Here is a 25,306-nt window from a genome sequence, read left to right on the forward strand (position 1 = left end):
GAGGTGCGTTGTCAGCTCAGCTGAACCGTCTTCGCGTCCTCGAAGAATCCGCCGCTGAAGTCGATGGCCGTCGCCTTCACACCAGCCGGCATGTCGTAGACGAGGATGCCGTCCACGGCGTTGCCCGGATTGATCTGCTGCAGCCAGACATCGTTGTTCTTCATCGACAGTTCCGCCATGCTGTCGGTTTCGTAGGTCTTGCTGTCGGCGTCCTTGATCTTCTGCTCGGAGTCGTCCAGTGTCTCGGACTCCTTGCCGACATTGCGGACCGTGACGTAGACGAGCGTGTAACGGCCCTGAGCCTTCTGGGTCAGGTATTGCTGACCGACCTGCGTCTGGTCGCGCACCACCTTGGTGACGGTGAACTGCAGGTCGCCGGACTTCACCGGCGTCCCGATGCCTGGGCTCTTGGTGGCAGGCTTCGGCGCCGCCTTCTTGGTCGTCTGTTTGGCCGTCTGCTTGGCCGGGTGCTGGGCGGCGTCGTTCGTTGCGCTCGTCGGCTGGCTCGCGGCCGTCGTCGGCTGCGGGTCCGACGAGCCGCCACTGGAACTGGCGGCGGTGGCGATCACGATGACCGCGACCAGGCCGAAGAGCCCGGTCAGGATCTTGTGCCGGGCGAACCAGTTCCGCTTCTTCGGCGCCGGTCCCGGCGGCACCGGCGGGTAGGGACCGCCGGCCTGCGGCGGCTGGCCGCTCCACTGAGTGGGGTCCTGTGGGCCGTTGTACTGAGTCATCGCTGCTCCTCCGTTGGGTCGTGTTCTTGCGATGCCTCAGCAGACCGCCTCGGGCGGCCCTGCGACTTCCGGCGAGCGGCTCGTCATACCTCCACCGATCGGGGGAGGGGGCAGTTCCCGGAAGGTGGATACGAGGCGTCGGTGGGCGGCTCTACAGTGCGGTCATGCCGATCACGTCCGTCTCGCCCTGGTGGCGCTCACCGCGCCTGCTGCGCGGCGTCGTGACGGCGCTGGTGGTGGTGCTGTGCATCGGCACCCAGATCACGACGTCCACCTACGCGCAGTCGCGGCATGACGGCATCACGAACAAGGCCGTGGCCGACGCGGCGCAGCTGTCCGACCGTTTCTTTCCGGTCGCGTTGGTCGCCGTCGCCGTTGTCGTCGCGCTGGTCTGGCGGCACAAGTGGCCGGTCTGGATCTCGCTGGGGATCAGCGCGCTGACGATCGCGTTGCCGCTCGACGCGATCACGCCGCTCTTCGCCCTGTATGCCGTGCTGCTCGCCGTCACCGGCCCGTGGATGTGGGCGAGCGTCGCACTGGCGACGGTGGCCGAGTTCGCAAGTGTATGGCGCGACGGCACCGGCAGCCGGGTCTCCTCGTGGGCCCGGGACATGTTCTCGATGAACGACGGAACGCACTTCCCGTGGTGGCTCGTCGTGCTGGAGACGGCATTCTTCCTGGCCGTGACGATCGGGTTGGCGATGCTGGTCCGCAGCCGAAAAGCGTTGCGCACCAGTCAAGTCCATGAGGTGCGCGCCGAGACGAAGCTGCACGCCCTCGGCGCGGAGGTGGCACGGCAGGCCGAGCGGGAGCAGATCGCCCGCGAGGTGCACGACGTGCTCGGGCACCGGCTGTCGCTGCTGTCGCTGCACGCGTCGGGCCTCGAGCTTGCCAGCCAGGACCCCAAGCTCGCCAAGAGCGCTGCACTGGTCCGCGAGGGCGCTCAGGAGTCGATGGCCGACCTGCGCTCGTTGCTGGCGGTGCTGCGCCAGCCCAGCGCTCCCGACATCAGCAAGGCGCTCCCGACGCTTGTCGACTTGCCGCAGCTGATCGACGAGTCACTGGCGGCAGGCAGCCCGGTCGCGGCCGGTGTCTTCCTCGATCGCGGAGCGGAGCTGCACGACCAGGTCAGCCGCAGCGCCTACCGGATCACCCAGGAGCTGCTGACCAACGCTCGACGGCACGCGCCGGGTGCTCCGGTGCGGCTGCAGATCGACGCCGGACCGGAAAAGGGGTGCAGATCAGCACCGCCAACCGCTCGCCCACCCCGACAGATCACACGATCCGGCCCGGCAACGGCCTCACCGGTGTGCATGAGCGGGTGCAGCAGGCCGGCGGGGAGTCGTGGGTGTGGGTTGACGACGACGGTGCGTTCCGCACCCTGGTGAAGCTGCCGTGGCAATGGAGAGGGACCGCAAGTGACTGACTCTGACACCGACGAGGTGCAGCCGATCCGAGTGCTGCTGATCGACGACGACCCGCTGGTGTGCTCCGGGTTGGAGCTGATCCTGTCCAGCACCGACGACATACGCGTCGTCGGGACCGCGGGGGACGGCGACGAAGCCGTGGCTGCCGTCCAGCGGCACTACCCCGACGTCGTGCTGCTCGACGTGCGTATGGCGCGCCTCGACGGCATCGCCGCGACCGAAGCGCTGTGCGCCCTCCCGTCGCCGCCGCGAGTCATCGTGCTGACGACCTTCGACGCCGACGACATCGTGATGCGGGCGATCGGCGCGGGGGCGGCGGGCTTCCTGCTCAAGACCGCCCCGGCCGGCGAGATCATCAAGGCGATCCGCAATGTGCATGCCGGTGACGGTGCGTTGTCACCACGCAGCGCGCGTCGGGTCTTCAAGCAGGTCGGTGGCGCCGGGGCGGCGCGGGCCACGGCCCGAGCGGCGGTCGACGGTCTCAGCGACCGCGAGCGCGATGTCGTCCGCCTGGTGGGTGAGGGCCTGAGCAACCAGCAGATCGGCGCGCAGCTGTATGTCGGCGAAGCGACGGTCAAGACACATCTGGCATCGGCGCAACGCAAGCTCGGTGTCGAGGGGCGGGTGCGGCTGGCCGTGCTGGCCGCCCGGGCCGGTCTGATCTGAGGTCGATCACCTGGATCGACCACGAGCGTTCCCGGGAGACTCTCCTGTAAGCAGCCCGATTCACGATCGGCTTGTACGAAACGGGCCATACCCGGTCATACCCGGTCACACCTGGGTTATGAAGACCGCGATCTCCCGGCCGGATGGGACCTTCGACCGCGCATCGCGTCGTACGAAGGCGCTCGGCCCGGTCGCTCAGAGTTTTTCGCGCGCGCCGCCGTCAACTACCTTGACGAACTCGATGCGCACTCGGTAACGCAGCAGATCGACGCGGCATTGGCTAAGTGCAGCGCGTCGGACGAATCCAATGCAGCAGCCGTGGAGGCAGCAGATGGATTCCTCCGCGACGCGGACGACGAGTGGTGACCCAGCGGGGCATGGTGTGCTAGGCCGATCTGGGCCCCGATGGTCGGCATCCGACCGGCTAAACGTCGACCAGTCCTCGTGATTCAGGTCGACAGCTTCAACGAGAGCCGTCTGGCAACAGCGCTGGTGGTCGCTAGCACCTCCAACACCGCCCTGACCGCGATGCCTGGGAACGTGTTTTTGTCCGCTGCCGCGACTGGTCTGCCGCGAGACTCTGTTGTGAACGTCACCGCTGTTGTCACGCTCAGCAAATCAGACCTGGACAGCCAGGTCGGCTACGTGCCCGACAGCCTGCAAGATGAGGTCGACCGGGACCTCCATCGTGGTCGGCCTATAACCCTCTGATACCGAGGCGCGTCCCGAATGACGCTCGGTTTACGGGCGAGGCCACTCGCCAAAGACATCCGGACTGGGCCCAGACCTGGAACGAGGACCCCAGGCTCGTCATCGGACACAGATCTGGTGAGATCCTCGCCCGACTCGCCAGCCACCGCACCGCGGGCAGCGAAAGGCAACCGCCTCAGGCTGACGGCACACTGGGCAAGTTACAAGTTCTGCAGTTCTGACCTTGCCCTCGAGGCGACCGCATCCCTAATGCACGTGGAACTGGCGGGCGAAGTCGCGGATCAGCAGGTTGACCCTCACGGGGTCGCGCGCCAGGGGGATGTGGCCTGCGCCCTCCAGAACGACGTAGTCGCCGCCGGTCAGCTCGGCGATTCGTTGCGCGCGCGACGGCGGGCTGATCAGGTCGTGGCTGCCGTGGATCGCCAGCACGGGACGTTCGACGGCACGGCACCAGTCCTCTACGGTCTGCCTGCTCGGCCGTGTCCCCTGCGCTTCCGCGGCGAGCACGTCGGGAGTGGTGTCCAGCCCCCAAGCCACGCAGTCCTCGATCTGCTTGGTGGAGTGTGCCTCGGGGAAGCACATGCCGAAGAAGAACCACAGGAAGTCCTCGTGGTGGCCCTGCCAATACCCCGTGTCGTACTTCGCCCAGTGCTGCAGTGGATCGCGCTTGAGGAACGGCACCCGCGAAGCGGGCAGGTCCGACGGGTCACGTTTCGCGAGCCGGACCGGGTGTCCGTCGGTGATGGCGACCGATGGCCCGATGAGGATCGCCCCGAGCACGCGGTCGCTGTACTCGACCGCCAGTTGCAGAGCCCAGGCGCAGCCCTGCGAGAGGCCGACGACCACCGCATGGTCGGTGCCGGTGGCATCGAGGACGCTCAGTGCGTGTCGGACTTGGACGTCGTGGTCGTACGCCGCGGAGTCGAGAGGCCGGTCCGAGCGGCCGTTGCCCGGTCCGTCGTACGTCACGACGCGGAAGTGCCGCGACAGGTAGGGCACCTGGGCCTTCCAGAACCGCTTGTGGATGACCGTCCATGTTGGCAGCAACAGGATGGTGGGACCACCGGTGCCGGTGACGTCGAAGTGGATCCGGACGCCTTCACTCTCGACGTAGGCCTCGGCATCGGGGGCGAGGATCCTCATGTCGGTGGCTCTGGCTCGGGGTCGGTGAGCTGCCAGAACGCGTTGACGATGCGCCACCCCTCGGGGGTTCGCAGCAGGTGGAGGTACTCGCGGTACTGCGCGGACCGGACGACTGCAGCGGCGATGTCGTGGTGGATGTCGACCACCGTGACCTCGATCGGGTCGTCGGTCTTGTCCTCGGTTCCGCCGCCTTCGCGTACGAGCTCGAGGATCCTCTCCTTCGTCGTCACACTCGGACCCTGGCCGTTGGCCTGCATGGCCGAGCGCTTGACGAGCTGGGGATGCAGGGTGGCCTCGATCCGCGCGAGGTTGGCGTCGTACCACCCCTCGAAGTAGTCCAGGGCGGTCGAGATGACGTCAGCGGTGTCGTTCACAACAGTTCCTCCAATGTCGTTCACAACAGTTCCTCCAGCATGGCGGCGACGCGTCCGGCGCCTCCTGACTCCACAGGCAGCGACGTGACCTCGCAGCCAATTTGTTTGAGGATCGCGTCCGCCAACCACTCCGGATCGCTGGCGTCGTCGTAGTCCACCCGTCGCCCTGCGCGATAGTTCTGCAGTCGGTGGTGGACATGGAAGCTCTGCTCGAAGTGATGACGCAGCGGCACGTAGAGGAACGGCACCCGTGCTGCCGTGAGCTCCATGGTGGTGGTGAGGCCGGCCTGGACGACCGCGACATCCGCTGCGGCGATGCGCAAGTAGAGGTCGGGCACGTAGCCACGAAGTTCGACGCCCTCCACCGACGGGAACGTCGCCGGGTCGATGCGGGGTCCGGTGACGATGAGGAACCTCAGCTCGGGAAGCCTCGCCCGGGCCAAGGGTACGGCGTCGAGCACCCGTCGCAGCAACGGCTCCCCGACCGCGGACCCACCAACCGCGACGACGCACAGGATGTCGTCGGTGCCGTAGCCCATCTCGCGGCGGGACCGCGCCACCTCCCCGGGTGTCGGTGGATCGAATCCGGTGACGTACCCCGCGAAGTCGTAGTTGGTGGTCGTCCACTCCCGGATGTTCGGCAGGCCCGGTCCGAACGACTCGTCGACCACGTCCTCCGGGTTGCCCACGAAGACCTGTCGGTCACGGATCCGGCGGTGCCGGGCCCGCTGCTCCAGCATCTCGGCGTTGTAGTCCGCGGTCAGCAGCGCTTCGCGCTCACCGAGGTCCGGCATCGGCAGCCAGCCGACGAAGTCGGTCAGCCAGGCGAAGGAGAAGTGCTTCAGCTCGGGGTTCTCGTGCAGGAAGTAGTCGACGTCCCAGGACTCATCCCCGATCACCAGGTCGTACGGCGTCTGCTCCACGACGTCGTTGAAGACCATGAAGTTGTTGACCAGGATCTCGTCCATGTCGCGGATGGCACCGAATACATGCAGGTCGTGCTCGCCGGACTCGGACTCGATGTGGGCCGACTCGCTGGCCAGCCAGGCCGATCCCGGGTGCACCAGTTCGCCAGCATCCTCCAGCATCCGGGTGACTGGATGCTGGGTGAGCCAGTCGATCTGCAGGTCGGGGCGTAGCAGCTTGAGTTCCTGGGCGATGGCCAGATCCCGTCGGGCGTGTCCCAGACCGATCGGCGAGGACAGGTAGAGCGCCCGCAGTGGTCGGGCGGGCGCCCTAGTCCAGGTCCTCGTGCTCATGATCCAGTCTCCCGCCCGGCCGGGCTCTTGACCATCGTCGTTTCCTACCGAATGTGAAGGCCATTTCGGTCAGTCTGGGTGGGGTCTCCGCCCAGGAAGTGGCGCTCGCTGTGTGAGCGGCGGAGTGTCAGGGGCGAACTTCGAGCACCCGGTTGAACGGCGTCTCCGCGACGCTGGCGAACCTGGTGAAGCCGCCGGCTGTCACCACGTCGCGGATCCGGGCCGGTCCGGCCTGGGTGCCCAGCGCGAGACCGACGTCCTGCGACAGCGATGAAGGGGTGCACAGCAGGGTCGAGAAGCCGTAATAGGCGCGGCCCACCGGGTTGAGGTTGTCCTCGACGTGGTCGCCGGCCATGGGCTCGACCACCATCCAGGTGCCGTCGTCCGCCAGTGCGTGCCGCGTTTGCTTCGCCACTCCCACGGGGTCGCCCATGTCGTGCAGGCAGTCGAACATCGTGACCAGGTCGTAGCCGGTTCCCGTGATTCCGTCGGCGGGTGAGATCTCGAACCGGATCCGATCCCCCACCCCGGCAGCGGCCGCCCGTTCCTTCGCGGTCTCGATCGACTGTGCGTGGTAGTCGGACCCGACGAACGTGGAGTTCGGGAAGGCCTGGGCCATCAGAATCGTGGAGGCCCCGTGACCGCACCCCACGTCGGCCACTCGCGCGCCGCGCTGCAGCTTGGCCACAACACCATCCAAGGCTGGCAGCCAACCGTCGATCAGGTTGGCGTTGTAGCTGGGGCGGAAGAAGCGCTCGCAGCCCACGTGTACGTCGGTGTCGTGTTCGTGCCAGCCGTACCCGGCTCCGCTGCGTGCCGCCTCCAGGATGTGAGACGTGTCGTGCACAGTGCCGAGCGCGATCTGGAAGAAGCCGGGCAAAAACGCCGGGCTGTCCTCCACAGTCAGCGCAACCGCCTGCTCCGGCGGGAGCGTGTAGTGACCCGACGACGGGTCGTAGGTCAGGTAGGACCCGGCCGCCTGCGCGTTCAGCCACTCGCGCGCATACGGCTCCGCGGTGCCGGTGCGCTCGGCGAGCTGGGTCGGCGTACTCGGCCCGTTGGCGGCCAGGTCGCGGTAGTAGCCGAGTTTGTCGCCCATGACGACCAGGGCTGCATTGAGCGTGGCACCGACCTCGTCCACGGCCCGGAACACGAACTGCATCAGCTTGTCGGTGTCGACTTCGGTCGGTGCCTCGGTCGTGGTCATCTCGTTCTCCCTTGTTTGATGAGGCCTCGACCGTAGGAAGCCGTGGCCTTCCACCGCATCAGGGGACCCCCTGGTTCGGGAGCCGTGGACCTGCTGGAGCCTAGAATCGGACGATGCTGGTGGGGCGTGTCGCCGAACGGCAACTGATCGACCAACTCGTCGCCGGGGCCCGGATCGGAAACAGCGGGGTTCTGGCCATCACGGGGGAGGCAGGCGTGGGCAAGACCGCCCTCCTCGACTACGCCCGCTCCCGTTTCGACGGCTTCCAGGTGCTGAGCGGCACCGGGACCGAACCGGAACGCGAGATCCCGTTCGCCGGCTTGCTCTCCCTGCTCCGCCCGGTCCTCACCCGGCTCGACAGCATTCCGGGCCCCCAGGCCGAGGCGCTCTCCGCTGCCCTCGCACTTCAGGCCGGGACGCCCGGCGACCGGTTCGCGATCGGCGCGGCCACGCTCAGCCTGCTCTGCCGCTGCGCCGAGGAGATCCCGGTAGCCGTCGTCGTCGACGACCTGCAGTGGCTCGACCGGCCGTCGGCGGAAGCCGTGGCCTTCGCTGCGCGGCGGCTCAGCGCCGACCCGGTCGCCGTGCTCCTTGCGGCCCGCACAGGCGAGTCAGACGACGTGACAACCGGGCTCCCGCACCTGTCAATGGCAGGACTCGAGATCGGCCCGGCGGGCGACCTGGTCCGGTCCCTAACGGCCCTGCCAGTGACCGACGAGCAGCTCGCCCGGCTCCACCAGTTGACCGGGGGCAACCCGCTCGCGATGTTGGAGCTCGGCGGCGACCCCGCGCTGCTCGCGCAGACCGGTCCGGAAGTCCCCCAGCCGTGCCGGTCGCCCTCGTGGCGTCATACGGCAAGAGGATCCGCGCCCTCGACCAGACGGCCCGGTCATCACTGCTAGTCGCCGTGGTCGCAAATGGGGACCTCCGCCTCACCTCGGCCGGCTGCGCACGCCTCCAGCTCGATCCGGCCAGCCTGGGCCAAGCCGAACATATCGGGATGATCACTGTCCTCGGCGGTCAGATCGGATTCCGGCATCCCCTGGTCCGCGCAGCGATCTACGCAGACGCCGCCCCAGAGGAACGGCGGGCCGCGCACCGGGCGGTGGCCGGAGCCCTTCCGGACTACGACATCGACCTCCGCGCCTGGCATCTGTCGGAAGCGAGCTGGTCCCCCGATGCGGAAGTGGCCGATCTGATGACGTTGACTGCGGAGCACGCCGCCGCACGGACTGCGTACTCCGTCGCGTCCACCGCCTACGAACGGGCAGCGCGGTTGAGCCCCGAGCCGAAGCAGCAGCTGATCAGCCTCACCAGAGCGGCCGAGAACGCCTGGGCGGCCGGCCTCGCCCAGCGGGCCCTGGGCCTTCTCGACGAGTTACGAGGGCTGCCCGGAAATGCGGAGATGGGGACGGCTGATCTGCAGCTGCGAGCCGCGATTGCGGCCCGGACCGGGTCACTGGTGGTGGCCCGCGACCTGCTGGAGCACGCGGCCGGGCTGGAGCCTGACGCCGATACCGCGGTCATGCTGCTGGCGGACGCCCTCCACGCGACCTTCTACCTCGCCGACACCGACTCGTCACGCCGACTGGCCGCGAAGCTGACGGCGGCGTTGGCTAAGGCGACGAGTAGTCAGGCAAGAGCACTGGGCCTGGTGGCGACCGGCATGGCGAAGGTGCTCACCAACCAAGGCGGGGTAGAGGAACTTCGCTCGGCCGTGCCGCTACTTGCGGAGTGCACCGAGCTTCGCAGTGATTCCCGGCGGCCGGCGTGGCTGATGCTCGCCCCGCTCTTCCTCCGGGACTCCAACGCTGCCGGACGCGAACTGCGCCTGGTCGTGGACGAAGCGCGCAACCGGGCCGGGGTCGGCGAGTTACCGAACCTGCTCTTCCACGTCGCCCGCGACCAGGCCACCACCGATTCGTGGACCCGCGCCGAGGCCAACTACTCCGAGGCGATCCGGCTTGCCCGAGACACCGGTCAAAGCACGGAGCTCGCCGTGTCCCTGGCAGGGCTCGCCTGTCTGGAGGCCAGGCAGGGGCGAGCCGAGGCGTGCCGCACCCACGCCGCAGAGGCGTTACCGATCTGCGTCAACCGGAACATCCACCTCCCGGAGGCCTGGGTCCACTTCGCGCTCGGCGATCTGGAGCTTGCGCTGGGCAACCCCGGGGCGGCCGTCGAGCAGTTTCTCCGGCTCGAGGGGCTGCTCCAGCGCCTGGGGCTGCGTGATCCGGATCTGTCGGCGTCGCCGGAGCTGACCGACGCCCTCCTTCGGCTGGGAAAGGTGGAGGAGGCCCGAATTTGCGTTTCGGGCTACCTGATCGCTGCAGATTCCAAGGGGCAGCCGTGGGCAGTTGCCCGGGCGCAACGGGCTCGGGGGTTAGTGGCGCCGCACGGGCAGTTCGACGAGCCTTTCCGGGAGGCTCTGAAGATCCACGCCGAGACCCTCGATACCTTCGAGACTGGGCGGACCAGGCTCGCCTACGGCGCCCGGCTCCGGCGTATCGGCCGGCGGGTGGACGCCCGAGCGGAGCTCCACCGCGCATTTGAGATCTTCACCGGGCTCGGTGCCGACAGGTGGGCCGACCAGGCGGCTGTGGAGCTCGACGCGACCGGCGAGAGAGTGCCTCGACGGGACCCCGCCGGCATTACCTCGCTCACGCCCCAGGAGTTACAGGTGTCGTTGCTGCTCGCTGAGGGGCGAACCACGCGGGAGACGGCAGCGGCACTGTTCCTGAGCCCCAAGACAGTGGAGTACCACCTCCGCAAGGTCTACACCAAGCTCGGTATCCGGTCGCGCGCGGAGCTGGCCAAGTGTTTGCTGCGCTAGCGTCGGTTGACCGCGACCGCGACCGCGACCGCGACCGCGACCGCGACAGCGGACCGGCGATGAGTTCCGCCGCGTTTCGGCCGTCACACCCGCATTGAGGAAGCGCAGACCAAGGGCAGGTCATCTCGACTGCCTTCATCACCCTCGGCGGAGTCGTCCAGGCGCAGGATCAGTGCCACTTCCCGCAACTTCAACGACGATGGGCGAGGTGGTCGGCGTCGGCTTGGAGACGAACGAGGCGTTCCTCATGGGCCGCAGGGTGTACGACGAGTGGGCGGTCTAGTGGCACGAGAGCACCGATCCACCCTTCGCGAGCTGGGTCAACAGCGCAGTGTCGACCGAGGTGGACGTCGACCTCGGCTCGTGCATGTCCCGCAACACGAACGATCACCGGCGACGGATCGGAGGTCGGCGCTCAGATCTCCAGACCCCAACACGGTGTCTTGTACGTGACGAGCCGTCACTGACGCGGGGTCGGTAACGGTTCGCCACGTCTGTTGCGCAGGTGGGCGCGGCGTCCCGCGATGTACGGCTCAAGATTGTGGACACGTTCCAGCTCAACATCGCTCGTGGAAATACCCCGGGCCTCTTGGGCCAGTCCGCGGACGCCCGTCCCGCAGGGCTCGTCCGGGTGCCCACACCGGGAACGGCAGGTCATACGGCACCGGGCACGGCCTGACTTCTGGCACCACCAGCCTCAGGCTCGTCAGCAGTGCAAGTTCGGAGTTGAGGTACAGATGCGGCTGGCGGCCAGGGCCGGTCTGCTCTGCGGAAGCCGGCTCGGCATACACGAAACGGACCCGCCCTAGGGCGAGTCCGTTTGTCCGGCCAGTGCGACCGTGGTGGCCAGAGACGGGGTCGAACCGCCGACCTAGCGATTTTCAGTCGCTCGCTCTACCAACTGAGCTATCTGGCCTTTCGAAAAGAAAGAGCGACCCTGACGGGACTCGAACCCGCGACCTCCGCCGTGACAGGGCGGCGCGCTAACCAACTGCGCTACAGGGCCTTACTTCGTGCATCATCGCATGTGCAATGCGTATCCCCAACGGGATTCGAACCCGTGCTACCGCCGTGAAAGGGCGGGGTCCTAGGCCGCTAGACGATGGGGACTTCAGCCTTGACGACCAGTCCTCAAGCGTTAGCCACCTCGGCTGGTGTCGAGGACTAGACGACTATAAGGGAGCGTCGGGCGATCCGCCAAAACGAGGGGGTCAGCGACCCGCCGCCCATGCGATCAGCTCCTCTTTCGGCCAGGTGTTGACGATCCGGTCGAGGGGTATGGCGAGGCGTTGTGCCCGCTCGCAGCCGTACTCCACGAAGTCCAGTTGGCCGGGTGCGTGGGCGTCGCTGTCGATCGAGAAGAGGCAGCCGGCGGCGAGCGCCATATCGATCAGTTCGTCCGGCGGGTCCTGGCGTTCCGGGCGGGAGTTGATCTCCACCGCGACGTCGTGCTCGGCGCATTCGGCGAAGACCGCCTCCGCGTCGAAGGCGGATTGGTCGCGGCGCAGTGCCTTGCCCCGGCGCTCGCCGTCGACCATCCGGCCGGTGCAGTGACCCAGGATGTTGGTGTGCGGGTTGCGGACCGCGGCGATCATCCGTCGGGTCATCGGCGACTTGGCCATCTTCAGTTTGGAGTGCACGGACGCAACCCGGACGTCGAGCTTGTCGAGCATCGCCGGGGTCTGGTCGAGCTCGCCCTCGTCCAGGATGTCGACCTCGATGCCCTTGAGCAGCGTGAAGTCGCCGGTGTGCTCGTTGATCCGGTCGATGAGCGCCAGTTGCTTGGTGAGGCGCTCGGCGCTGAGCCCATTCGCGACTCGCAAGGTGGGCGAATGGTCGGTGAGCACCTGGTATTCGTGGCCGAGTTCCATTGCGGTAGCGACCATTTCGGGGATCGGTGAGCCGCCGTCACTCCAGTCGGAGTGGCTGTGGCAGTCGCCACGCAACGCGTCGCGGTAACGCTCGCCGCCTTCGACGAGACGCTCGGGAGACTTCTCTTCCAAGCTGGTCAGGTATGCCGGACGGTCTCCCGCCAGAGCCTCCCGGACGACCGCTTCGGTCGACTTCCCGATGCCCGGCAGGTCGTGCAACGTGCCCTGCTCGGCCCGCTGCTCGAGCTCGTCGCGAGGGGTGCTGATGACGGTATCGGCGGCCTGGCGGAACGCCTTGACCCGGTAGGTCCCCGCGCGGGAACGCTCCAGCAGGAAGGCGATTCGGCGCAAGGCATCGATCGGCTCGATGGGCTCGTCGTGCGGCATACGACCCAGCTTGCCGGATGGGGTGGCCGTAGGCTGCTCGGCGTGCGGATCTGGATCGAGTTGCCTCTCCTGGTGATCGGTGTCGCCTGGGCGTGGTGGGTTCGCCGCCGACTGCAGCAGCGGCAGTTGCAGTGGCTGATCCGTCGGGCCGGAGAGAGCACCGCGAGGGCGCGCAACATCACCGCCGGCAGCCAGTTGGTCGCGGCCGTGCTCGCGATCCTCATGCTGGCCGTCGCGATCTGGGCGGAGCAGGCACACCGGGCCTTCTGGGTGCGGATTCCGTTGGCACTGTTGGTGATCTCGGTCTATGTGCCGATATCGACCCAACTCGCGCCGGTGCGGGTGCGCATCGGGAAGCTGCGTCGTCCGCCGCAACAACGCATGGTCGAGCTGGGTGCTCGTGCGCCCATCGCCGAAGCTATCGCCGCTGCCGGGCGGCCGTTCGCGTTCGTCGGTTCGCTGATCTTCCTGGCGGCGATCGCCGTCGTCGCGTGGCACCACGTTCGGTGAACCTTCGGCGGTCTCTGGATGAACTTCGCATCGACGCGTGCGGAATCGGCCGATGTGACCGGAACGCTCGGTAGCGTCCGGCTGCGATGGCCTCCTCAGTTCCTGCCCCGACCACAACTCAATCGATAGCCACTGACCGGCATACCGGGTCCACGGCGGATGGTCGCAGTGCAGTCCGCACCGACATACAGGCACTGCGTGCGCTGTCGGTTCTTCTCGTGGTCGGCTATCACCTGTGGCCGGGCCGACTCACCGGCGGATTCATCGGCGTAGACGTCTTTTTCGTCATTTCCGGCTTCCTCATCACGGGGCATCTGGCGCGTGAAGCGGATAGCACCGAACGCGTCTCGCTGACGACGTTCTGGACCCGCCGTGCCTTCCGGCTGCTCCCTGCGGCGTTGCTGGTGATCGTGCTGACGACCCTGGCGATGTTCGCCTGGGCGGGCGAGAACGTATGGCGCTCCGGACTGCAGCAGGCCTTGGGCTCGGCGTTCTACGTGCAGAACTGGTTGCTGTCGTCCAGCGCGACCGACTACTTGAGCTCGACGGACCCGCCCACCGCGTTTCAGCACTTCTGGTCCCTGTCGGTCGAGGAGCAGTTCTACCTGGTCCTGCCCCTGCTGCTCGTCGCCGTGCTCGCGGTGTCGAGTCGGCGGACCTGGCGGGCCCGCTTCGTTGTCGTCCTCGGTGTAGTGACGCTGGCGTCATTCGCGTGGTCGGTACACCTGACGGCGACCAACTCCGCCTCGGCGTACTTCGTCACCACGACGCGGGCGTGGGAGTTCGGGATCGGCGCCTTGCTGGTACTGCTCGGGCACGGTCGATTGCAGAAGGTGCCACCGGCCGTCGCGTGGGTGGGCCTGGCGGCGATTCTCGTCGCAGCTTGGGAGTTCAGCGCTGGCACGGCGTTCCCGGGTAATGCCGCAGCGCTGCCCACTCTCGGTGGTGCGCTCGTGCTTGCGACCGTGCGGCACGACAACGTCTGGAAACTCGTCGCGGACTCACGACCGGTGCAGCTGATCGGCGACGCGTCATACTCCATCTACCTCTGGCACTGGCCCGTCTTCGTCATCGTTCCATGGGTGGTCGGCCACCCGCTCGGTGTCGTCCCTCGCGCGGTGATCATGCTCGGCTCGATCGGGATCGGTTGGGCTTCAATGCGATTCGTCGAGGCACCCCTGCGCCCGCATGGACCTGTGACCTGGCGCGGGCGAAGCGGTGCGATCGTCATCGGCGGCGTCGTGACCGCGCTGGTCATCGGCACGAGCGGTTTGAGCATGGTGCAGCACGACGCAGCACAGTCTCGTCAGCGGGTGGCCGCCATCCTCGCCAGCGCGAACCCATGTGTCGGCGCTCCCGCGCTCGGGCGGGCGAACTGCGCGGCTCCGGCAGCGTTGACACCGGATCTCGCCTCGCTGCCGAAGGATGACGGCAACCGCGCGGCATGCTGGGCGTCCCAGGGCGATCCGACCCTGCAGACGTGCACGCTCGGGCCCAAGTCCGGCGCGAAGGTACACGCGCTCGCGATCGGCGACTCCCACAACAACTCGCTGATCCCGGCATACGTCACGGCAGCCAAGAAGCTCGACTGGCGGATCGACGTCGCGGGCAAGGCCGGCTGCTACCTGACGACCGCGGAGATCCCTGTCGTCGACCGGGACAAGGACGCCTGCCATTCGTGGCGGCACCAGATGCTCGACAAGATCGCGACCGACCCCTCGATCGACCTGGTGATCGTCACGCGGAAGGAATCCAGCGACGCGGCCCGCACTTCGGCGACGGATCGGCACGCGACCGAGCAAGGTATGCAGCAGGCGTGGAAGCGGCTCACCAAGTCGGGCAAGCGGGTCATTGTCCTGCAGGACGTGCCGCAAGCGCAGCAGAACACGCTGGACTGCGTCGTACACGCCGGCATTTCGGGCGGAAAGGACTGTGCGCTCAAGCAATCCGCCGCCTTCCCCTCATACGAGGCACAGCAGCAGGCAGCCCGGGCCATGGCCGGCGTGACATTCGTGAACGTCGAGGACCTCTATTGCCGACGCGGGTCGTGCCCACCGGTGATCGGAGGCGTGACGGTCTTCTTCAACCCTGGCCATGTGTCGAAGACCTTCGCGTTGACGCTTGGTCCCGAGCTCGCCGTGAAACTGAGCCAAGCGACGGACTGACGCTCCGGCGGTGTCCGGGCGAGGCGATCCGCGGACAAGGCCGAGCGACCGGCGCGACAATGGTCGGATGCTCGAGTCGGCGCTGGCGCCGGAAGTAAGGGACGCCTACCTGGCGCGTCTCGGGGTCCAGCCTGAGCCGCCGTCGGCAGCAGGACTGGCGTTGCTGGCGCAGCGACAGGTCGAGCGAGTGCCCTACGAAACACTGTGGATCCAGGGCGGCGAGCATTGGGACATCGACCCGGCAGAAGCGGCTCGACGGATCGCGACGCAGAGCCGCGGCGGCTACTGCTACCACCTCAACGGCGCCCTCGGACTGCTGCTGGCGTCGCTCGGCTACTCGGTGCATGCGCACGTCGGGGGAGTGCACGGTCCGGACGGACCCACCGATGCCGAGCGCGGCAACCACCTGGTGCTGACGGTCGACGGGCTGCCGACCGACGACAACCCCGGTGGTGTCTGGTATGTCGACGCTGGCCTGGGCGACGCCCTGCACAGCCCGCTGCCGCTGGTCGCCGGGACGTATGACTGCCCGCCCTTCGGGCTGTCGCTCGAGGAGGTGACCGCCGGTTCGTCGTGGCACCTCACCCACGATCCCTCGGGTGGATTCGGCGGAATGAGCTGGACCATTGACACTGCCCGGTTGACCGATTTCGAGACGCAGCACCGCTGGCTGTCGACCTCGCCTGAGTCGGGTTTCGTCAAGGTCGCGATGGCAGAGCGACGGGACGCCGGAGGTGTCGATGTCGTGCGCGGACTCGTGCGCAGTCGCATCGGCAGTGGCGCGTTCGTCGCCGACCCGATGACACGTCGGGACGAATGGTTCGAGTTGCTCGCCGATCTCTTCGGCCTGCGTTTCGACGACAGCGATCCCGGCGTGTGTGATCGGCTCTGGGCAACGGTCCTGGACGGGCACCGCCGCTGGGAGGCCGAGCAGGGTTGAGCCGCAGGTCGGTTCAGTTCGAGGTCAGCAGGTTGGCGTAGCGGGCAAGATCGACGTTGCCGCCGGACAGGATGACGCCGACCTTGGCGCCCTGCATCGACGGTGCGAGCGTGCGTGCGGCGGCCAGTGCGAGTGCTCCGGTCGGCTCGACGACCAGCTTGCAGGTGTGCGCCAACGTCCGCATGGCGTCGACGAGCTCGTCGTCCGTCACCCGCACGATGTCCTCGACCAGCTCCCGGATGATGGGGAAGGTCAGCTCGCCCAACGCGGTGGTCTGCGCACCGTCTGCGAGGGTGTCGGGCACCGGGATCTGCACGATGCGCCCCGCGTCGAAGGACTGCTTCCCGTCATCGCCGGCAGCTGGTTCTGCACCGAAAATCTTTGCGGTGGGACGGATTCCGCGTGCTGCGATCGCCGTACCGCTGAGCAGGCCACCACCGCCGAGCGGCGCGATCACCGCGTCCAGATCGGGGACGTCCTGCATCAGCTCGAGCGCGGCGGTGCCCTGCCCGGCAGCGATCTGCGCGTTGTCGAACGGCGGTATGACGGTCCGGCCGTCACGTGCGGCCAGCTCGCGAGCGATCTCGGCACGGTCCTCGGTGCGCCGGTCATAGGTGACGACCTGGGCGCCATACCCCTTGGTGGCAGTGAGTTTGATCTGCGGCGCATCGGTCGGCATCACGATCGTGGCGGGTATGCCGAGCAGTCGCGCGGCGAGCGCGACGGCCTGCGCGTGGTTGCCCGAGGAGAAGGCGACGACACCGGCGGCACGTGCCGCGTCTTCGAGTCTGCTGAGTGCGTTGTAGGCACCGCGAAACTTGAAAGCGCCCATCCGCTGCAGGTTTTCGCACTTCAGGTGCACCTCGACACCGAGCTCGGCGTCGAGCCGCGTCGAGGTGACGACGGGGGTGCGGTGCGCGACGCCATCGAGCCGTCGTGCGGCGTCCTGGACGTCCAGCAGGCCGAATGCGGTCATCGGGTCGTGTCGGGACGAGTGTCGTGCTCCGGGTCTTTCGAGAGGGAGTTCGCGCTGCTCGCGGTCGGTGCCGTGGTCCCGGTCGAGGTCGGCAGCATCGGGTTGGCGGGCTTCGAGGTCGCCGGAGACTTGGGTCGCGTTGCCTCGGTGGGCTGCGCCGCGTCCTTGCTCTTGGCGTCCTGCAAGGTCTTCACCGCGAACAGCACCACGACGACACCGGCCGCCATGAGGACACGTGGATGCTTCACGCCGTGCCCCCGCAGGAACGCCTCGATCTTGGCGTCGGCCTTCAGGCCGAGCCCGGAGGTCACCAGCATGAGTCCACCGGATGCGGCGGCCATGACGTCACTGGCACTGAGGGCCTTGTGCAGCGGGTGGTCCTCCGGCACGTCGTTCCCGCGAACCACCAGGAAGATCGAGCCCGCAGTGCCCGCGGTGTTCGCCCAGCGCAGGCCGCGACGCGCCCACTTCGGGAAGCGCCCCGGACGGAGCAGCGTGATCGCACCGGCGGCCGCGGCCGACGCAAGGTTGAGAGCAGTGGTCTGCTTGGAGATCGCCATGGGAAAACCCTAGACGCCCAGGCGTCGGTCAGGCCGCCTGCGGTACGTCCGCCGGTGCCACGGTCTGGACCGCGGCGTGTGCGCGTCGCAGCATCGGGCCGGCCAGCGCGGCGAGCACACAGGCGAGTCCGCCTGCGATGACGGTGACACTGAAGGCGGCGGTCGCGCCGGACACATCGCCCAGACGCCCGGCGACGGCGGCGCCCACGGCATACCCGAGACCGGTTGCTGCGGCCAGCAACGTCATGGCGGCGCCGGTGCGGGACGGCGGTGTGAGCTGCTCGCCGAGCGTGAACGTCGTGATCATGTATGGCGCCACGCAGCACCCCAGCACGACCAGCACGGGGCACAGCAACGCGAGGGAGTGCACCAGCAGCAGCGGTGTCGCCAGCACGAAGAGTCCGGTCGCCGTCACGCGCCACCGGGTGACGTAACCGATCCGGGCCGGCAGCGCCGCCATACTCAATCCGGCGACGACACTCCCGACGCCCAGCAGCGCCTGGACGAGGCCCGCGACCCCGGCGTGGCCGGCCGCGGTCGCGACGACGGTGGTGCCGGTCTGCACGGAGCCGAAGATCATCCCGATGATCAGCTGGGCCAGCATCAGCGTCGCGAGCGCGGGCGTCAGGAAGCGCCCGGCGGCGGCGACGCCGGTGCGTGAGGCACGCAGCCGCGCCGTCGGATGTATGGCGAACCAGGTGCCGAAGACCGCCAGTAGTGCGGCGGCGACGCAGATCCCGACGCCCGGGTCGGCGACGGCGGCAATGGAGCCGACCAGCGCCGGGCCGAGCACGAACGATGCCTCGTCGGCGGACCCTTCGTAGGAGAACGCGGTGTCGATCAGCCGCACCGGCGAGCCGGGGCGCCCACTGGAGGTGATGATCGGCCGCCAGCGCACTCGCGCCAGCGGACCGGCCTGCGGGATGAAGAACCCGCCGACCGCTGCGGCGACAGCCGCCCAGCCCCAGGGGATACCGCTCTCGGCGGCGACCACGACAGCGACCAGGCCGACCGCGCTGATCACCGATTGGACCAGCACCACGATCCGCTGGCCGAGTCGGTCGGAGGCCGCACCGAGCAGCGGTGCGCCGACTGCGTTGGCGACGGCCAATGCGCCGGCGGTGGCACCACCGGCGCCATAGCTGCCGGTGGTGTGTGCGATGAGGAGCAGGACGCCCATCTGGCTCATGGCCAGCGGGAGCCGGGCGAGGAACGCCACGACGATGTAGGTGCGACCGGTCAGGCCGAAGAGGTGGCGGTATGACGCAGCGGGCGACATGCGGTGGAACGCCTTTCGAAAGGGTCGACAGATATCAACGCGCGACTTCCCACCTCACAGTCGCGCCAGTCCCTTTGCTGCAGTCCAGTTTAGCGCCGTTTCGCGGGGCGACATACCACGTGACCATTGGTGCCGCACGGCGCGGCACCTTTCGATTTCCGATGATCTTTGCGACGGTGGAGGTCGGGTAGCTGTTCGGGTGGCGGTTGCCCGGCAACTCGAGGAGTTGGGGAGCGTATGACGCGAGTGTCTCGTCGGGAGGCGTTGGCCGCAGGGGCTGTAGCAAGCGCTGCTGCGGTGCTCGGTGGCTGTGGCATCAGCGGCAGCAGCGCGCCACCCGCAGCCAAAGCCACTGCAGGGTCAAAGGATTCGACCGGTTCGGCGAGCTCGTCCTTGCCGGAGGTGCGACTGATCGGCGACGGGTCGACCTCCGACACCGGCCCGCAGCCGCACCAGCCGACACCGCATCGGCTGAAGCCCGGTGAGACGCCGCCACAGTTCGTCGTCATCTCCTGGGACGGCGCCGGCGAGATCGACGGACTGAACCTGCTGTCCCACTTCCGCGAAGTGGCCAAGGACACCGGCGCATCGATGACGCTATTCCTGTCCGGGCTGTTCCTGTTGCCGCGCGCCAAGAAGGACCTCTACCACCCGCCACGGCACGACATCGGGGCGTCGGACATCGGTTATCTCGAGGACGGCGACATACACGCCACGATCAAGAACATCGGCGAGGCGTGGCGGGAGGGCCATGAGATCGGCACGCATTTCAACGGCCACTTCTGCGGCCCGACCGGGGTCTGCCAGTGGTCACCGGCCGACTGGCGCAGCGAGATCGAGCAGGCGAAGCAGTTCGTCGAGAACTGGCGCACCAACACCGGATTCAGCGATCTGCCACCGCTGCCCTTCGACTACGAGAAGGAGCTGGTCGGCGGTCGCACTCCGTGCCTGGAGGGCGCCGACAACCTGCGCGTCACCGCCTCCAAGCTCGGTTGGCGATATGACAGCAGCAAGACCGGCATCCAGATGTGGCCGTCGAAGGATCGCAACCTGTGGGACCTGTCCATGCAGTCGATCCCGTTCGCGGGGCACACCGGTCAGGTCATCTCGATGGACTACAACATCATGTACAACCAGACCGGTGGCACGACCCGGGGCAAACCCTCGATGCGCCCGCAGTGGCAGCAGCAGGCCGTCGACACCTACCTGGCCGGATTCCGCCGCGTCTACGACTCCAACCGGGCGCCGCTGATCATCGGCAACCACTTCGAGGGCTGGAACGGCGGCATCTACATGACGGCCGTCGAGCAGGTGATGCGCAAGATCGCCACCTATCCCGACGCTCGCATCGTGTCTTTCCGGCAACTGGTCGACTGGATCGAGGCGCAGGATCCAGTCGTGCTGGCCAAGCTGCGCACGGTCGCCTACGGCACGAAGCCGCCCGGTGGGTGGAAGGAGTTCCTCGCGTCCTGACGGTCAGCTGTATGCCGAAACTGCTTCTGCAGCAACGACTTCCGCGACCGCCCGGTCGGCCGGAACGAGACCGATGCGGGTGCGCCTGTCGAGAAGGTCATCGATGTCCAGCGCACCCTCGTGCTGTAAGGCGAAGTCGAACTCCGCAGGCGTCGTGGGTAGGTCGGGGCTGATCGGCTGGTTGCGCGAGGGATCGCCGGAGAGGACCGCGCCGGCTTCGCTGCCATAGCGACGAACCAGTCGGGCGGAAGCCGCGCGGTTCGTCGGGGCGCTTTCCGCGCCCACCAGCGGCGTGGTGGCGCTGACACATGGGCCGGCGGTCAGCGACCGTGCCCGGACGGCGGCGTCGACCGCGTCCTGCGCCATGCGGCGGTATGTCGTGAGCTTTCCGCCGACCACGGTGACCAGCCCGTCGGGCGCGGTGAGCACGGCATGTCGTCGGGAGATGTCGCTCGTGTCGCCGTCGGCCTCCAGCAGCGGTCGCAGCCCGGCATACGTGCCGATGATGTCGTCCCGGGTCAGCGTGGTGGCCAGCACCGGGTTGATCGTGTCGAGCAGGAAGTCGATCTCGGGGTCGGTCGCAGTTGGTATGTCGGGCACGTCGCCGCCGGCAGGCTCATCGGTCAGGCCGATGTAGGTGGTGCCGTCCAGCTGCGGGAGCGTGAAGACGAAGCGCCCAAAATGACCTGGAACCGGAGCGTTGACAACGCAATCCATCGATGACAGCGAAGTCGACCGCACCACCAGGTGGGTGCCACGCGACGGTCGCAGGTGGATCCGTGGGTCGAGCTGGTCGGCCCACACTCCCGTGGCGTTGATGACCGCCCGGGCCTTGAGGTCGTGCTCCTCCCCGGTCAGACCGTCCCGGACGCGGGCCCCTGCCCCGGTTGTCTCGATTGCGCGGACCCTGGTGAGGACCTTTGCGCCATACAGCGCCGCGGAGCGGGCGATCGCGGTGACCAGCCGTGCGTCGTCGACGAGTTGGCCGTCCCATCCGAGGCTCGCGCCGGTCAGATCGTCCGGCCGCACTCCGGGGGCGAGCTGCACCGCCTCGGCGGCCGACAGGCGCCGGGGGCGGGGAGGACCGAGCTCGGTGTTCTGGCGGCTCGGCGTAGGACGTCGCCTGCGACGAATCCGCCCATCGTCAGGAAGTTCTCGCGGCGGGACCCGGTCCGGTAGTGCGGAACGACCCACGGCACGCTGCGGATGAGATGCGGCGCGGTGGTGGTCATCAGGATGCCGCGTTCGACGGCGCTCTCGTGGGCGATGCCGACCTGTCCGGTGGCCAGGTAGCGAAGACCACCGTGGGCCAGTTTCGAGCTCCACCGCGAGGTGCCGAACGCGAGATCGTGCGCGTCGATCGCAACGACGTCGAGGCCGCGCGTTGCGGCGTCGAGTGCCACGCCGGCGCCGGTTACACCGAGGCCGATCACCAAGAGGTCGGCGACGCGACCGGCGGTCGATTCGGCGAGCTCTCGTGCTCGGCGCGCTGCGTTCAGGGACGCGGAGCCGCCGCTCATCGGGGCCCCCGCGAAGTATTCGGAGGAGCGGAGCGGGGGAGAAACTTCGTGGGGTGACGTTGGAGGTAGCTTCGTACGGCGACGACGAGCTCACTGAAAAGTGCTGCCTCGTCGATGGATTCACCGATCATGGTCGGCGCGGAGAAGACGAAGCCCATGGCCGTCAACAACACCGATCGGGCGAGCAGCGAGGGGTTCCCGTCCCGCACGTCCGCCGAGTCCTGGCCGGCCCGGACCGCCGCTTCGATCGACTCGAGCATGGCGTCCTGCGTGCGTCCACGGCGGACCAGCAGATAGGGGATCAGCAGCTCCGGATCGACATCCACGATCTTCTGGAAGAGATCACCCTGGCGAATCTGCGCGGCAACCGCGCCGACGGCCTGGGCTATCCCGTCCGCACTCGGGTGCGGGTCGCGTTCGGCGAGCTCGGCGCCGACGGTCGACCACTCCTTGGTCATCAGATCGCCGATGAGGGCCGTCATGTCCGGCCATCTCCGATAGACCGACATGCGAGAGACGCCAGCACGGCGAGCGACGTCGGTCATCGTCGTACGGCGCCAGCCGACAGCGAGGAGGCACTCACGGGCCGCGGTCAACAACCGGTCGTCCGAAATCGCGGAGCTGTTACGGAGTGCTGTCATGTGTCACACTGTAACATCACCGCGACGGCGAACGACGTCGCGAACCGCACCTGGGAGAGATTGATGCACTGGTCACGTTGGGGCGATCCCGATCACACGACAGCTCTTCCCGACGGCGCTCATGACTTGATGGCGTTGGCATTCGGGGAGATTCGGCCACGGGAGAGCGTCGCGTTGGACGCCGTCCAGCTGCCGACGGACGAGGTGCCGGCCGATGCCCGTGCAGCACTGGCGGCCATCGTCGGTCCTGGCCATGTCTCGCAGGCGGACTCGGACCGGATCCACCACACCCGCGGCAAGTCGACCCCGGACCTGCTGGCAGCGCGCGACGGTGATTTCGGCGACGCTCCCGATCTGGTCGTCGAGCCCGCGGACGGCGACGAGGTCGTCGGTGTACTGCGCGCCTGTGCCGCGCACCGGGTCGCTGTCGTCCCGTATGGCGGTGGCACGTCGGTGGTCGGCGGTCTCGTCGCGGACCGCGGCGACCTGACGGGGATCGTGTCCCTGGACCTTCGGCGACTCGATCGCCTTGTCGAGGTCGACGAGGTCTCGATGACGGCAACCCTGCAGGCCGGGCTGCTCGGCCCGCAGGCAGAGGCATTGCTGGCTGAGCACGGAATCACGCTCGGGCACTATCCGCAGTCTTTCGAGTTCGCCAGCATCGGCGGCTTCGCGGCAACCCGATCCAGTGGTCACTCATCTTCTGGATACGGACGATTCGACGACATGGTCATCGGTCTGACAGTCGCGACCGCGGGTGGCACCTGGCAGGTGGGGCGCGCTCCGGCCAGCGCAGCAGGGCCAGACCTGCGGCAGCTCGTGCTCGGGTCCGAAGGCACCTTCGGTGTCATCACGGATGTCACGGTGATGGTGCGACGGATCCCGACGGAGCGGGTCTACGAGACGTGGCGGTGGGCGTCCTTCGCTGACGGGGCGACCGCGATGCGCACCCTCGTGCAGGACGATCTGAATCCGACCGTGCTGCGGCTGTCCGATGAGACCGAGACAGCGATCAACCTCAGCGACCCGTCGGCGATCGGGATCTCCGACGCGGGCGGGGTGCAGATGGTGTGCGGCTACGAGGGCACGCCGGCCAGGGTCGCGCGCATGCGGTCCGAGGTGACCGACGTCCTCACCGGGCTCGGCGGTGAGCTGGCCGGAGCGCAGGGAGGCGAGGCCTGGGCGTCGGGCAGGTTCAGTGCGCCATACCTGCGCGATGCGCTACTGGACGAAGGTGTGTTGGTGGAAACCCTTGAGACAGCGACCAGTTGGAGCAACCTGTCGGCGCTCTACGACGCGGTGAAGTCCGCGATCGCAGATGCCGCCGGCGCGCAGGGCGTCGACCCATTGGTGCTCTGTCATATCTCCCACGTCTACCGGGCGGGGGCATCGCTCTACTTCACCGTCGCGGTGCGCGAGGCCGATGACGGCGCCGCCCAGTGGGCGCCGATCAAGCAAGCAGCGGGCGATGCGATCCGCGACGCCGGAGGCACCATTACCCATCACCACGCAGTCGGGCGCGATCACAAGCCGTGGCTGGCGGACGAGATCGGCGCGCCCGGCGTGGCGGCCTTGCGCGCGGTCAAGCAGGCGCTGGATCCTGAGGGCATCCTCAACCCTGGAGTGTTGATCCCTTGATCACCCCACGAAGTTCTCCTCCGCTTCGCTCCCCCGATACTTCGTGGGGGCCCCGATTCCTTCGACCCAGGATTCTTGAGCCATGAAGACAGCTAAGTCGTTCCATGTCATCGCCAACCCGCTGTCCGGTGGAGGCAGGGCTGTTCAGGCCGCCCGCGAAGTTGCTGCCGATCTCGGTGACAGCGGCAGCGCGGTGCGGATCACGTTCTCACCGGGGATCGAATCGGCCGACGGTCTCGTCCGTGACACCGCGGCGGCGGGGGAGATCTGCGTCGTGGTCGGCGGCGACGGCATGGTCAGCACCATGGCCGGACCGTTGCACAAGTACGACATCACCGCAGCGATCATCCCCAGCGGCCGAGGGAACGACTTCGCACGCCAGCTCGGCATACCCGAAAACATCCATGACGCAGCGCGATTGGCGCTCGGTGGTGTGGAGACCAGGACCGACGCCATCGAGGTTGCGGACCGCATTGTGGTGGGCAGCGTCTATGCCGGCGTCGACTCCCGCGTGTCCGAGTTGGTCAACTCCAGCTCGAAACGGTTGCCGTCATCGGTGCAATATCAGCTCGCCTCGGTTCGCGGGCTGTTGCAGTTCAGCCCGCGTGACTATCGCGTGCAAGTGGATGACGAGGTCTTCAACTACCGCGGGTTCACAGTGATTGCAGCCAATTCCGGCTACTACGGCAAAGGTATGCACATTGCACCTGACGCCGACGTGCACGACGGGATGCTCGATGTCGTGATGGTCGGTGCCGGCAGCCGGGCGAAGTTCGTGAAGGCCCTGCCACAGCTCTACCGCGGCACACACCTGAAGAACCCCGAAGTCACGGTGGCGCGCGGCGCGACGGTGCGGATCGAGGCCGACGACGTCATGGCGTATGCCGACGGCGATCCGGTCGCCCCAGCGCCGGTCACTGCCCGCGCCCTCCCGGGTGCGCTCCGGCTGCTGTTGAATGACTGAGTCGCACCTCCCACAGACCGAAGGAATCCGT

23 protein-coding genes and 3 tRNA genes are annotated in these 25,306 nt (G+C 67.8%); 11 read left to right on the forward strand and 15 right to left on the reverse strand.

Annotation, left to right across the window (positions count from 1 at the left end; genetic code table 11):
* Positions 1 to 11: 11 nt before the first annotated feature.
* Positions 12 to 734, reverse strand: a complete 723-nt coding sequence (locus ACFQDH_RS08005) for a DUF4352 domain-containing protein (protein WP_382400154.1) — start codon at positions 732 to 734, stop codon at positions 12 to 14.
* Between the two features lie 164 nt (positions 735 to 898).
* On the opposite strand from ACFQDH_RS08005, the gene ACFQDH_RS08010 reads away from it, so the two are divergent.
* From ACFQDH_RS08010 to ACFQDH_RS08020, 3 genes are all read left to right on the forward strand, one after another.
* Positions 899 to 2,122 carry a sensor histidine kinase gene (locus tag ACFQDH_RS08010; protein WP_382400156.1) on the forward strand — a complete coding sequence of 408 codons (1,224 nt, stop codon included), beginning with the start codon at positions 899 to 901 and terminating at the stop codon, positions 2,120 to 2,122.
* A 30-nt stretch (positions 2,123 to 2,152) separates the two neighbouring features.
* Complete coding sequence (locus ACFQDH_RS08015) at positions 2,153 to 2,827, forward strand: response regulator transcription factor (RefSeq protein WP_382400158.1); 675 nt, start codon at positions 2,153 to 2,155, stop codon at positions 2,825 to 2,827.
* A 405-nt stretch (positions 2,828 to 3,232) separates the two neighbouring features.
* The gene (locus tag ACFQDH_RS08020; RefSeq protein WP_382400160.1) at positions 3,233 to 3,538 is read left to right on the forward strand and encodes a type II toxin-antitoxin system PemK/MazF family toxin; all 306 of its coding nucleotides are present in this window, start codon (positions 3,233 to 3,235) and stop codon (positions 3,536 to 3,538) included.
* Positions 3,539 to 3,784: 246 nt separating this feature from the next.
* Here ACFQDH_RS08020 and ACFQDH_RS08025 read toward each other — a convergent pair whose 3' ends face one another.
* The 4 genes from ACFQDH_RS08025 to ACFQDH_RS08040 all read right to left on the reverse strand — a co-directional run bounded on the left by ACFQDH_RS08025 (position 3,785) and on the right by ACFQDH_RS08040 (position 7,521).
* Complete coding sequence (locus ACFQDH_RS08025) at positions 3,785 to 4,681, reverse strand: alpha/beta fold hydrolase (RefSeq protein WP_382400162.1); 897 nt, start codon at positions 4,679 to 4,681, stop codon at positions 3,785 to 3,787.
* Positions 4,678 to 5,055, reverse strand: a complete 378-nt coding sequence (locus ACFQDH_RS08030; protein WP_382400164.1) for a nuclear transport factor 2 family protein — start codon at positions 5,053 to 5,055, stop codon at positions 4,678 to 4,680. Before ACFQDH_RS08030 ends, ACFQDH_RS08025 begins: the two co-directional genes overlap by 4 nt.
* A 20-nt stretch (positions 5,056 to 5,075) precedes the next feature.
* Positions 5,076 to 6,314: a glycosyltransferase gene (locus ACFQDH_RS08035; protein ID WP_382400166.1), complete on the reverse strand. Its 1,239-nt coding sequence runs from the start codon at positions 6,312 to 6,314 to the stop codon at positions 5,076 to 5,078.
* A gap of 127 nt (positions 6,315 to 6,441) precedes the next feature.
* Positions 6,442 to 7,521, reverse strand: a complete 1,080-nt coding sequence (locus tag ACFQDH_RS08040; protein ID WP_382400168.1) for a class I SAM-dependent methyltransferase — start codon at positions 7,519 to 7,521, stop codon at positions 6,442 to 6,444.
* 113 nt (positions 7,522 to 7,634) lie between these two features.
* Here ACFQDH_RS08040 and ACFQDH_RS08045 point away from each other — a divergent pair, with 113 nt between their 5' ends.
* Positions 7,635 to 8,423: an AAA family ATPase gene (locus tag ACFQDH_RS08045; protein WP_382400170.1), complete on the forward strand. Its 789-nt coding sequence runs from the start codon at positions 7,635 to 7,637 to the stop codon at positions 8,421 to 8,423.
* A gap of 98 nt (positions 8,424 to 8,521) precedes the next feature.
* A complete protein-coding gene (locus ACFQDH_RS08050; protein ID WP_382400172.1) occupies positions 8,522 to 10,351 on the forward strand; it encodes a LuxR C-terminal-related transcriptional regulator in 1,830 nt (609 codons plus the stop codon).
* Between the two features lie 840 nt (positions 10,352 to 11,191).
* Here ACFQDH_RS08050 and ACFQDH_RS08055 read toward each other — a convergent pair.
* The 4 genes from ACFQDH_RS08055 to ACFQDH_RS08070 all read right to left on the reverse strand — a co-directional run bounded on the left by ACFQDH_RS08055 (position 11,192) and on the right by ACFQDH_RS08070 (position 12,609).
* Positions 11,192 to 11,267: transfer RNA gene (locus ACFQDH_RS08055), tRNA-Phe, on the reverse strand.
* A gap of 16 nt (positions 11,268 to 11,283) precedes the next feature.
* A tRNA-Asp gene (locus ACFQDH_RS08060) sits at positions 11,284 to 11,357 on the reverse strand.
* A 31-nt stretch (positions 11,358 to 11,388) separates the two neighbouring features.
* Positions 11,389 to 11,461, reverse strand: a tRNA-Glu gene (locus ACFQDH_RS08065).
* Between the two features lie 101 nt (positions 11,462 to 11,562).
* On the reverse strand, positions 11,563 to 12,609 hold the full coding sequence (locus tag ACFQDH_RS08070; RefSeq protein WP_382400174.1) for a PHP domain-containing protein: 1,047 nt from the start codon (positions 12,607 to 12,609) through the stop codon (positions 11,563 to 11,565).
* A gap of 42 nt (positions 12,610 to 12,651) precedes the next feature.
* Between ACFQDH_RS08070 and ACFQDH_RS08075 the strand changes: the two genes are divergently transcribed.
* From ACFQDH_RS08075 to ACFQDH_RS08085, 3 genes are all read left to right on the forward strand, one after another.
* A complete protein-coding gene (locus tag ACFQDH_RS08075; RefSeq protein WP_382400176.1) occupies positions 12,652 to 13,119 on the forward strand; it encodes a hypothetical protein in 468 nt (155 codons plus the stop codon).
* 86 nt (positions 13,120 to 13,205) lie between these two features.
* Entirely contained in the window at positions 13,206 to 15,284 is a 2,079-nt protein-coding gene (locus ACFQDH_RS08080) for an acyltransferase family protein (RefSeq protein ID WP_382400178.1), read from the forward strand.
* A 67-nt stretch (positions 15,285 to 15,351) separates the two neighbouring features.
* Positions 15,352 to 16,224, forward strand: coding sequence for an arylamine N-acetyltransferase family protein (locus ACFQDH_RS08085; protein ID WP_382400180.1), 873 nt, complete (start codon positions 15,352 to 15,354; stop codon positions 16,222 to 16,224).
* Positions 16,225 to 16,237: 13 nt separating this feature from the next.
* On the opposite strand, the gene ACFQDH_RS08090 is transcribed toward ACFQDH_RS08085, so the two are convergent.
* Genes ACFQDH_RS08090 through ACFQDH_RS08100 form a run of 3 tightly spaced genes read right to left on the reverse strand, consistent with a single transcriptional unit; the run spans position 16,238 to position 19,039 of the window.
* Positions 16,238 to 17,200: a threo-3-hydroxy-L-aspartate ammonia-lyase gene (locus tag ACFQDH_RS08090; protein WP_382400182.1), complete on the reverse strand. Its 963-nt coding sequence runs from the start codon at positions 17,198 to 17,200 to the stop codon at positions 16,238 to 16,240.
* Entirely contained in the window at positions 17,197 to 17,760 is a 564-nt protein-coding gene (locus ACFQDH_RS08095; protein ID WP_382400184.1) for a hypothetical protein, read from the reverse strand. Before ACFQDH_RS08095 ends, ACFQDH_RS08090 begins: the two co-directional genes overlap by 4 nt.
* 28 nt (positions 17,761 to 17,788) lie before the next feature.
* Positions 17,789 to 19,039, reverse strand: coding sequence for an MFS transporter (locus ACFQDH_RS08100; protein WP_382400186.1), 1,251 nt, complete (start codon positions 19,037 to 19,039; stop codon positions 17,789 to 17,791).
* Between the two features lie 237 nt (positions 19,040 to 19,276).
* Here ACFQDH_RS08100 and ACFQDH_RS08105 point away from each other — a divergent pair, with 237 nt between their 5' ends.
* Positions 19,277 to 20,512, forward strand: coding sequence for a polysaccharide deacetylase family protein (locus tag ACFQDH_RS08105; RefSeq protein ID WP_382400188.1), 1,236 nt, complete (start codon positions 19,277 to 19,279; stop codon positions 20,510 to 20,512).
* Positions 20,513 to 20,515: 3 nt separating this feature from the next.
* Here ACFQDH_RS08105 and ACFQDH_RS08110 read toward each other — a convergent pair whose 3' ends face one another.
* The 3 genes from ACFQDH_RS08110 to ACFQDH_RS08120 are packed head-to-tail and all read right to left on the reverse strand — an operon-like array spanning position 20,516 to position 22,673.
* Positions 20,516 to 21,559, reverse strand: coding sequence for a glycerol-3-phosphate dehydrogenase/oxidase (locus tag ACFQDH_RS08110; protein ID WP_382400190.1), 1,044 nt, complete (start codon positions 21,557 to 21,559; stop codon positions 20,516 to 20,518).
* A complete protein-coding gene (locus tag ACFQDH_RS08115) occupies positions 21,523 to 22,032 on the reverse strand; it encodes an FAD-dependent oxidoreductase (RefSeq protein ID WP_382400192.1) in 510 nt (169 codons plus the stop codon). The genes ACFQDH_RS08110 and ACFQDH_RS08115 overlap by 37 nt, the downstream gene beginning before the upstream one ends.
* On the reverse strand, positions 22,029 to 22,673 hold the full coding sequence (locus tag ACFQDH_RS08120) for a TetR/AcrR family transcriptional regulator (protein ID WP_382400194.1): 645 nt from the start codon (positions 22,671 to 22,673) through the stop codon (positions 22,029 to 22,031). Before ACFQDH_RS08120 ends, ACFQDH_RS08115 begins: the two co-directional genes overlap by 4 nt.
* 63 nt (positions 22,674 to 22,736) lie before the next feature.
* Here ACFQDH_RS08120 and ACFQDH_RS08125 point away from each other — a divergent pair, with 63 nt between their 5' ends.
* Positions 22,737 to 24,311 (forward strand): FAD-binding oxidoreductase, encoded by a 1,575-nt coding sequence (locus ACFQDH_RS08125; protein ID WP_382400196.1) that lies wholly within the window; start codon positions 22,737 to 22,739, stop codon positions 24,309 to 24,311.
* 82 nt (positions 24,312 to 24,393) lie between these two features.
* Positions 24,394 to 25,275, forward strand: a complete 882-nt coding sequence (locus ACFQDH_RS08130; RefSeq protein ID WP_382400198.1) for a diacylglycerol/lipid kinase family protein — start codon at positions 24,394 to 24,396, stop codon at positions 25,273 to 25,275.
* Positions 25,276 to 25,306: the final 31 nt, after the last annotated feature.

Source organism: Flexivirga alba, from assembly GCF_042661025.1.
GTDB lineage: Bacteria > Actinomycetota > Actinomycetes > Actinomycetales > Dermatophilaceae > Flexivirga > Flexivirga alba.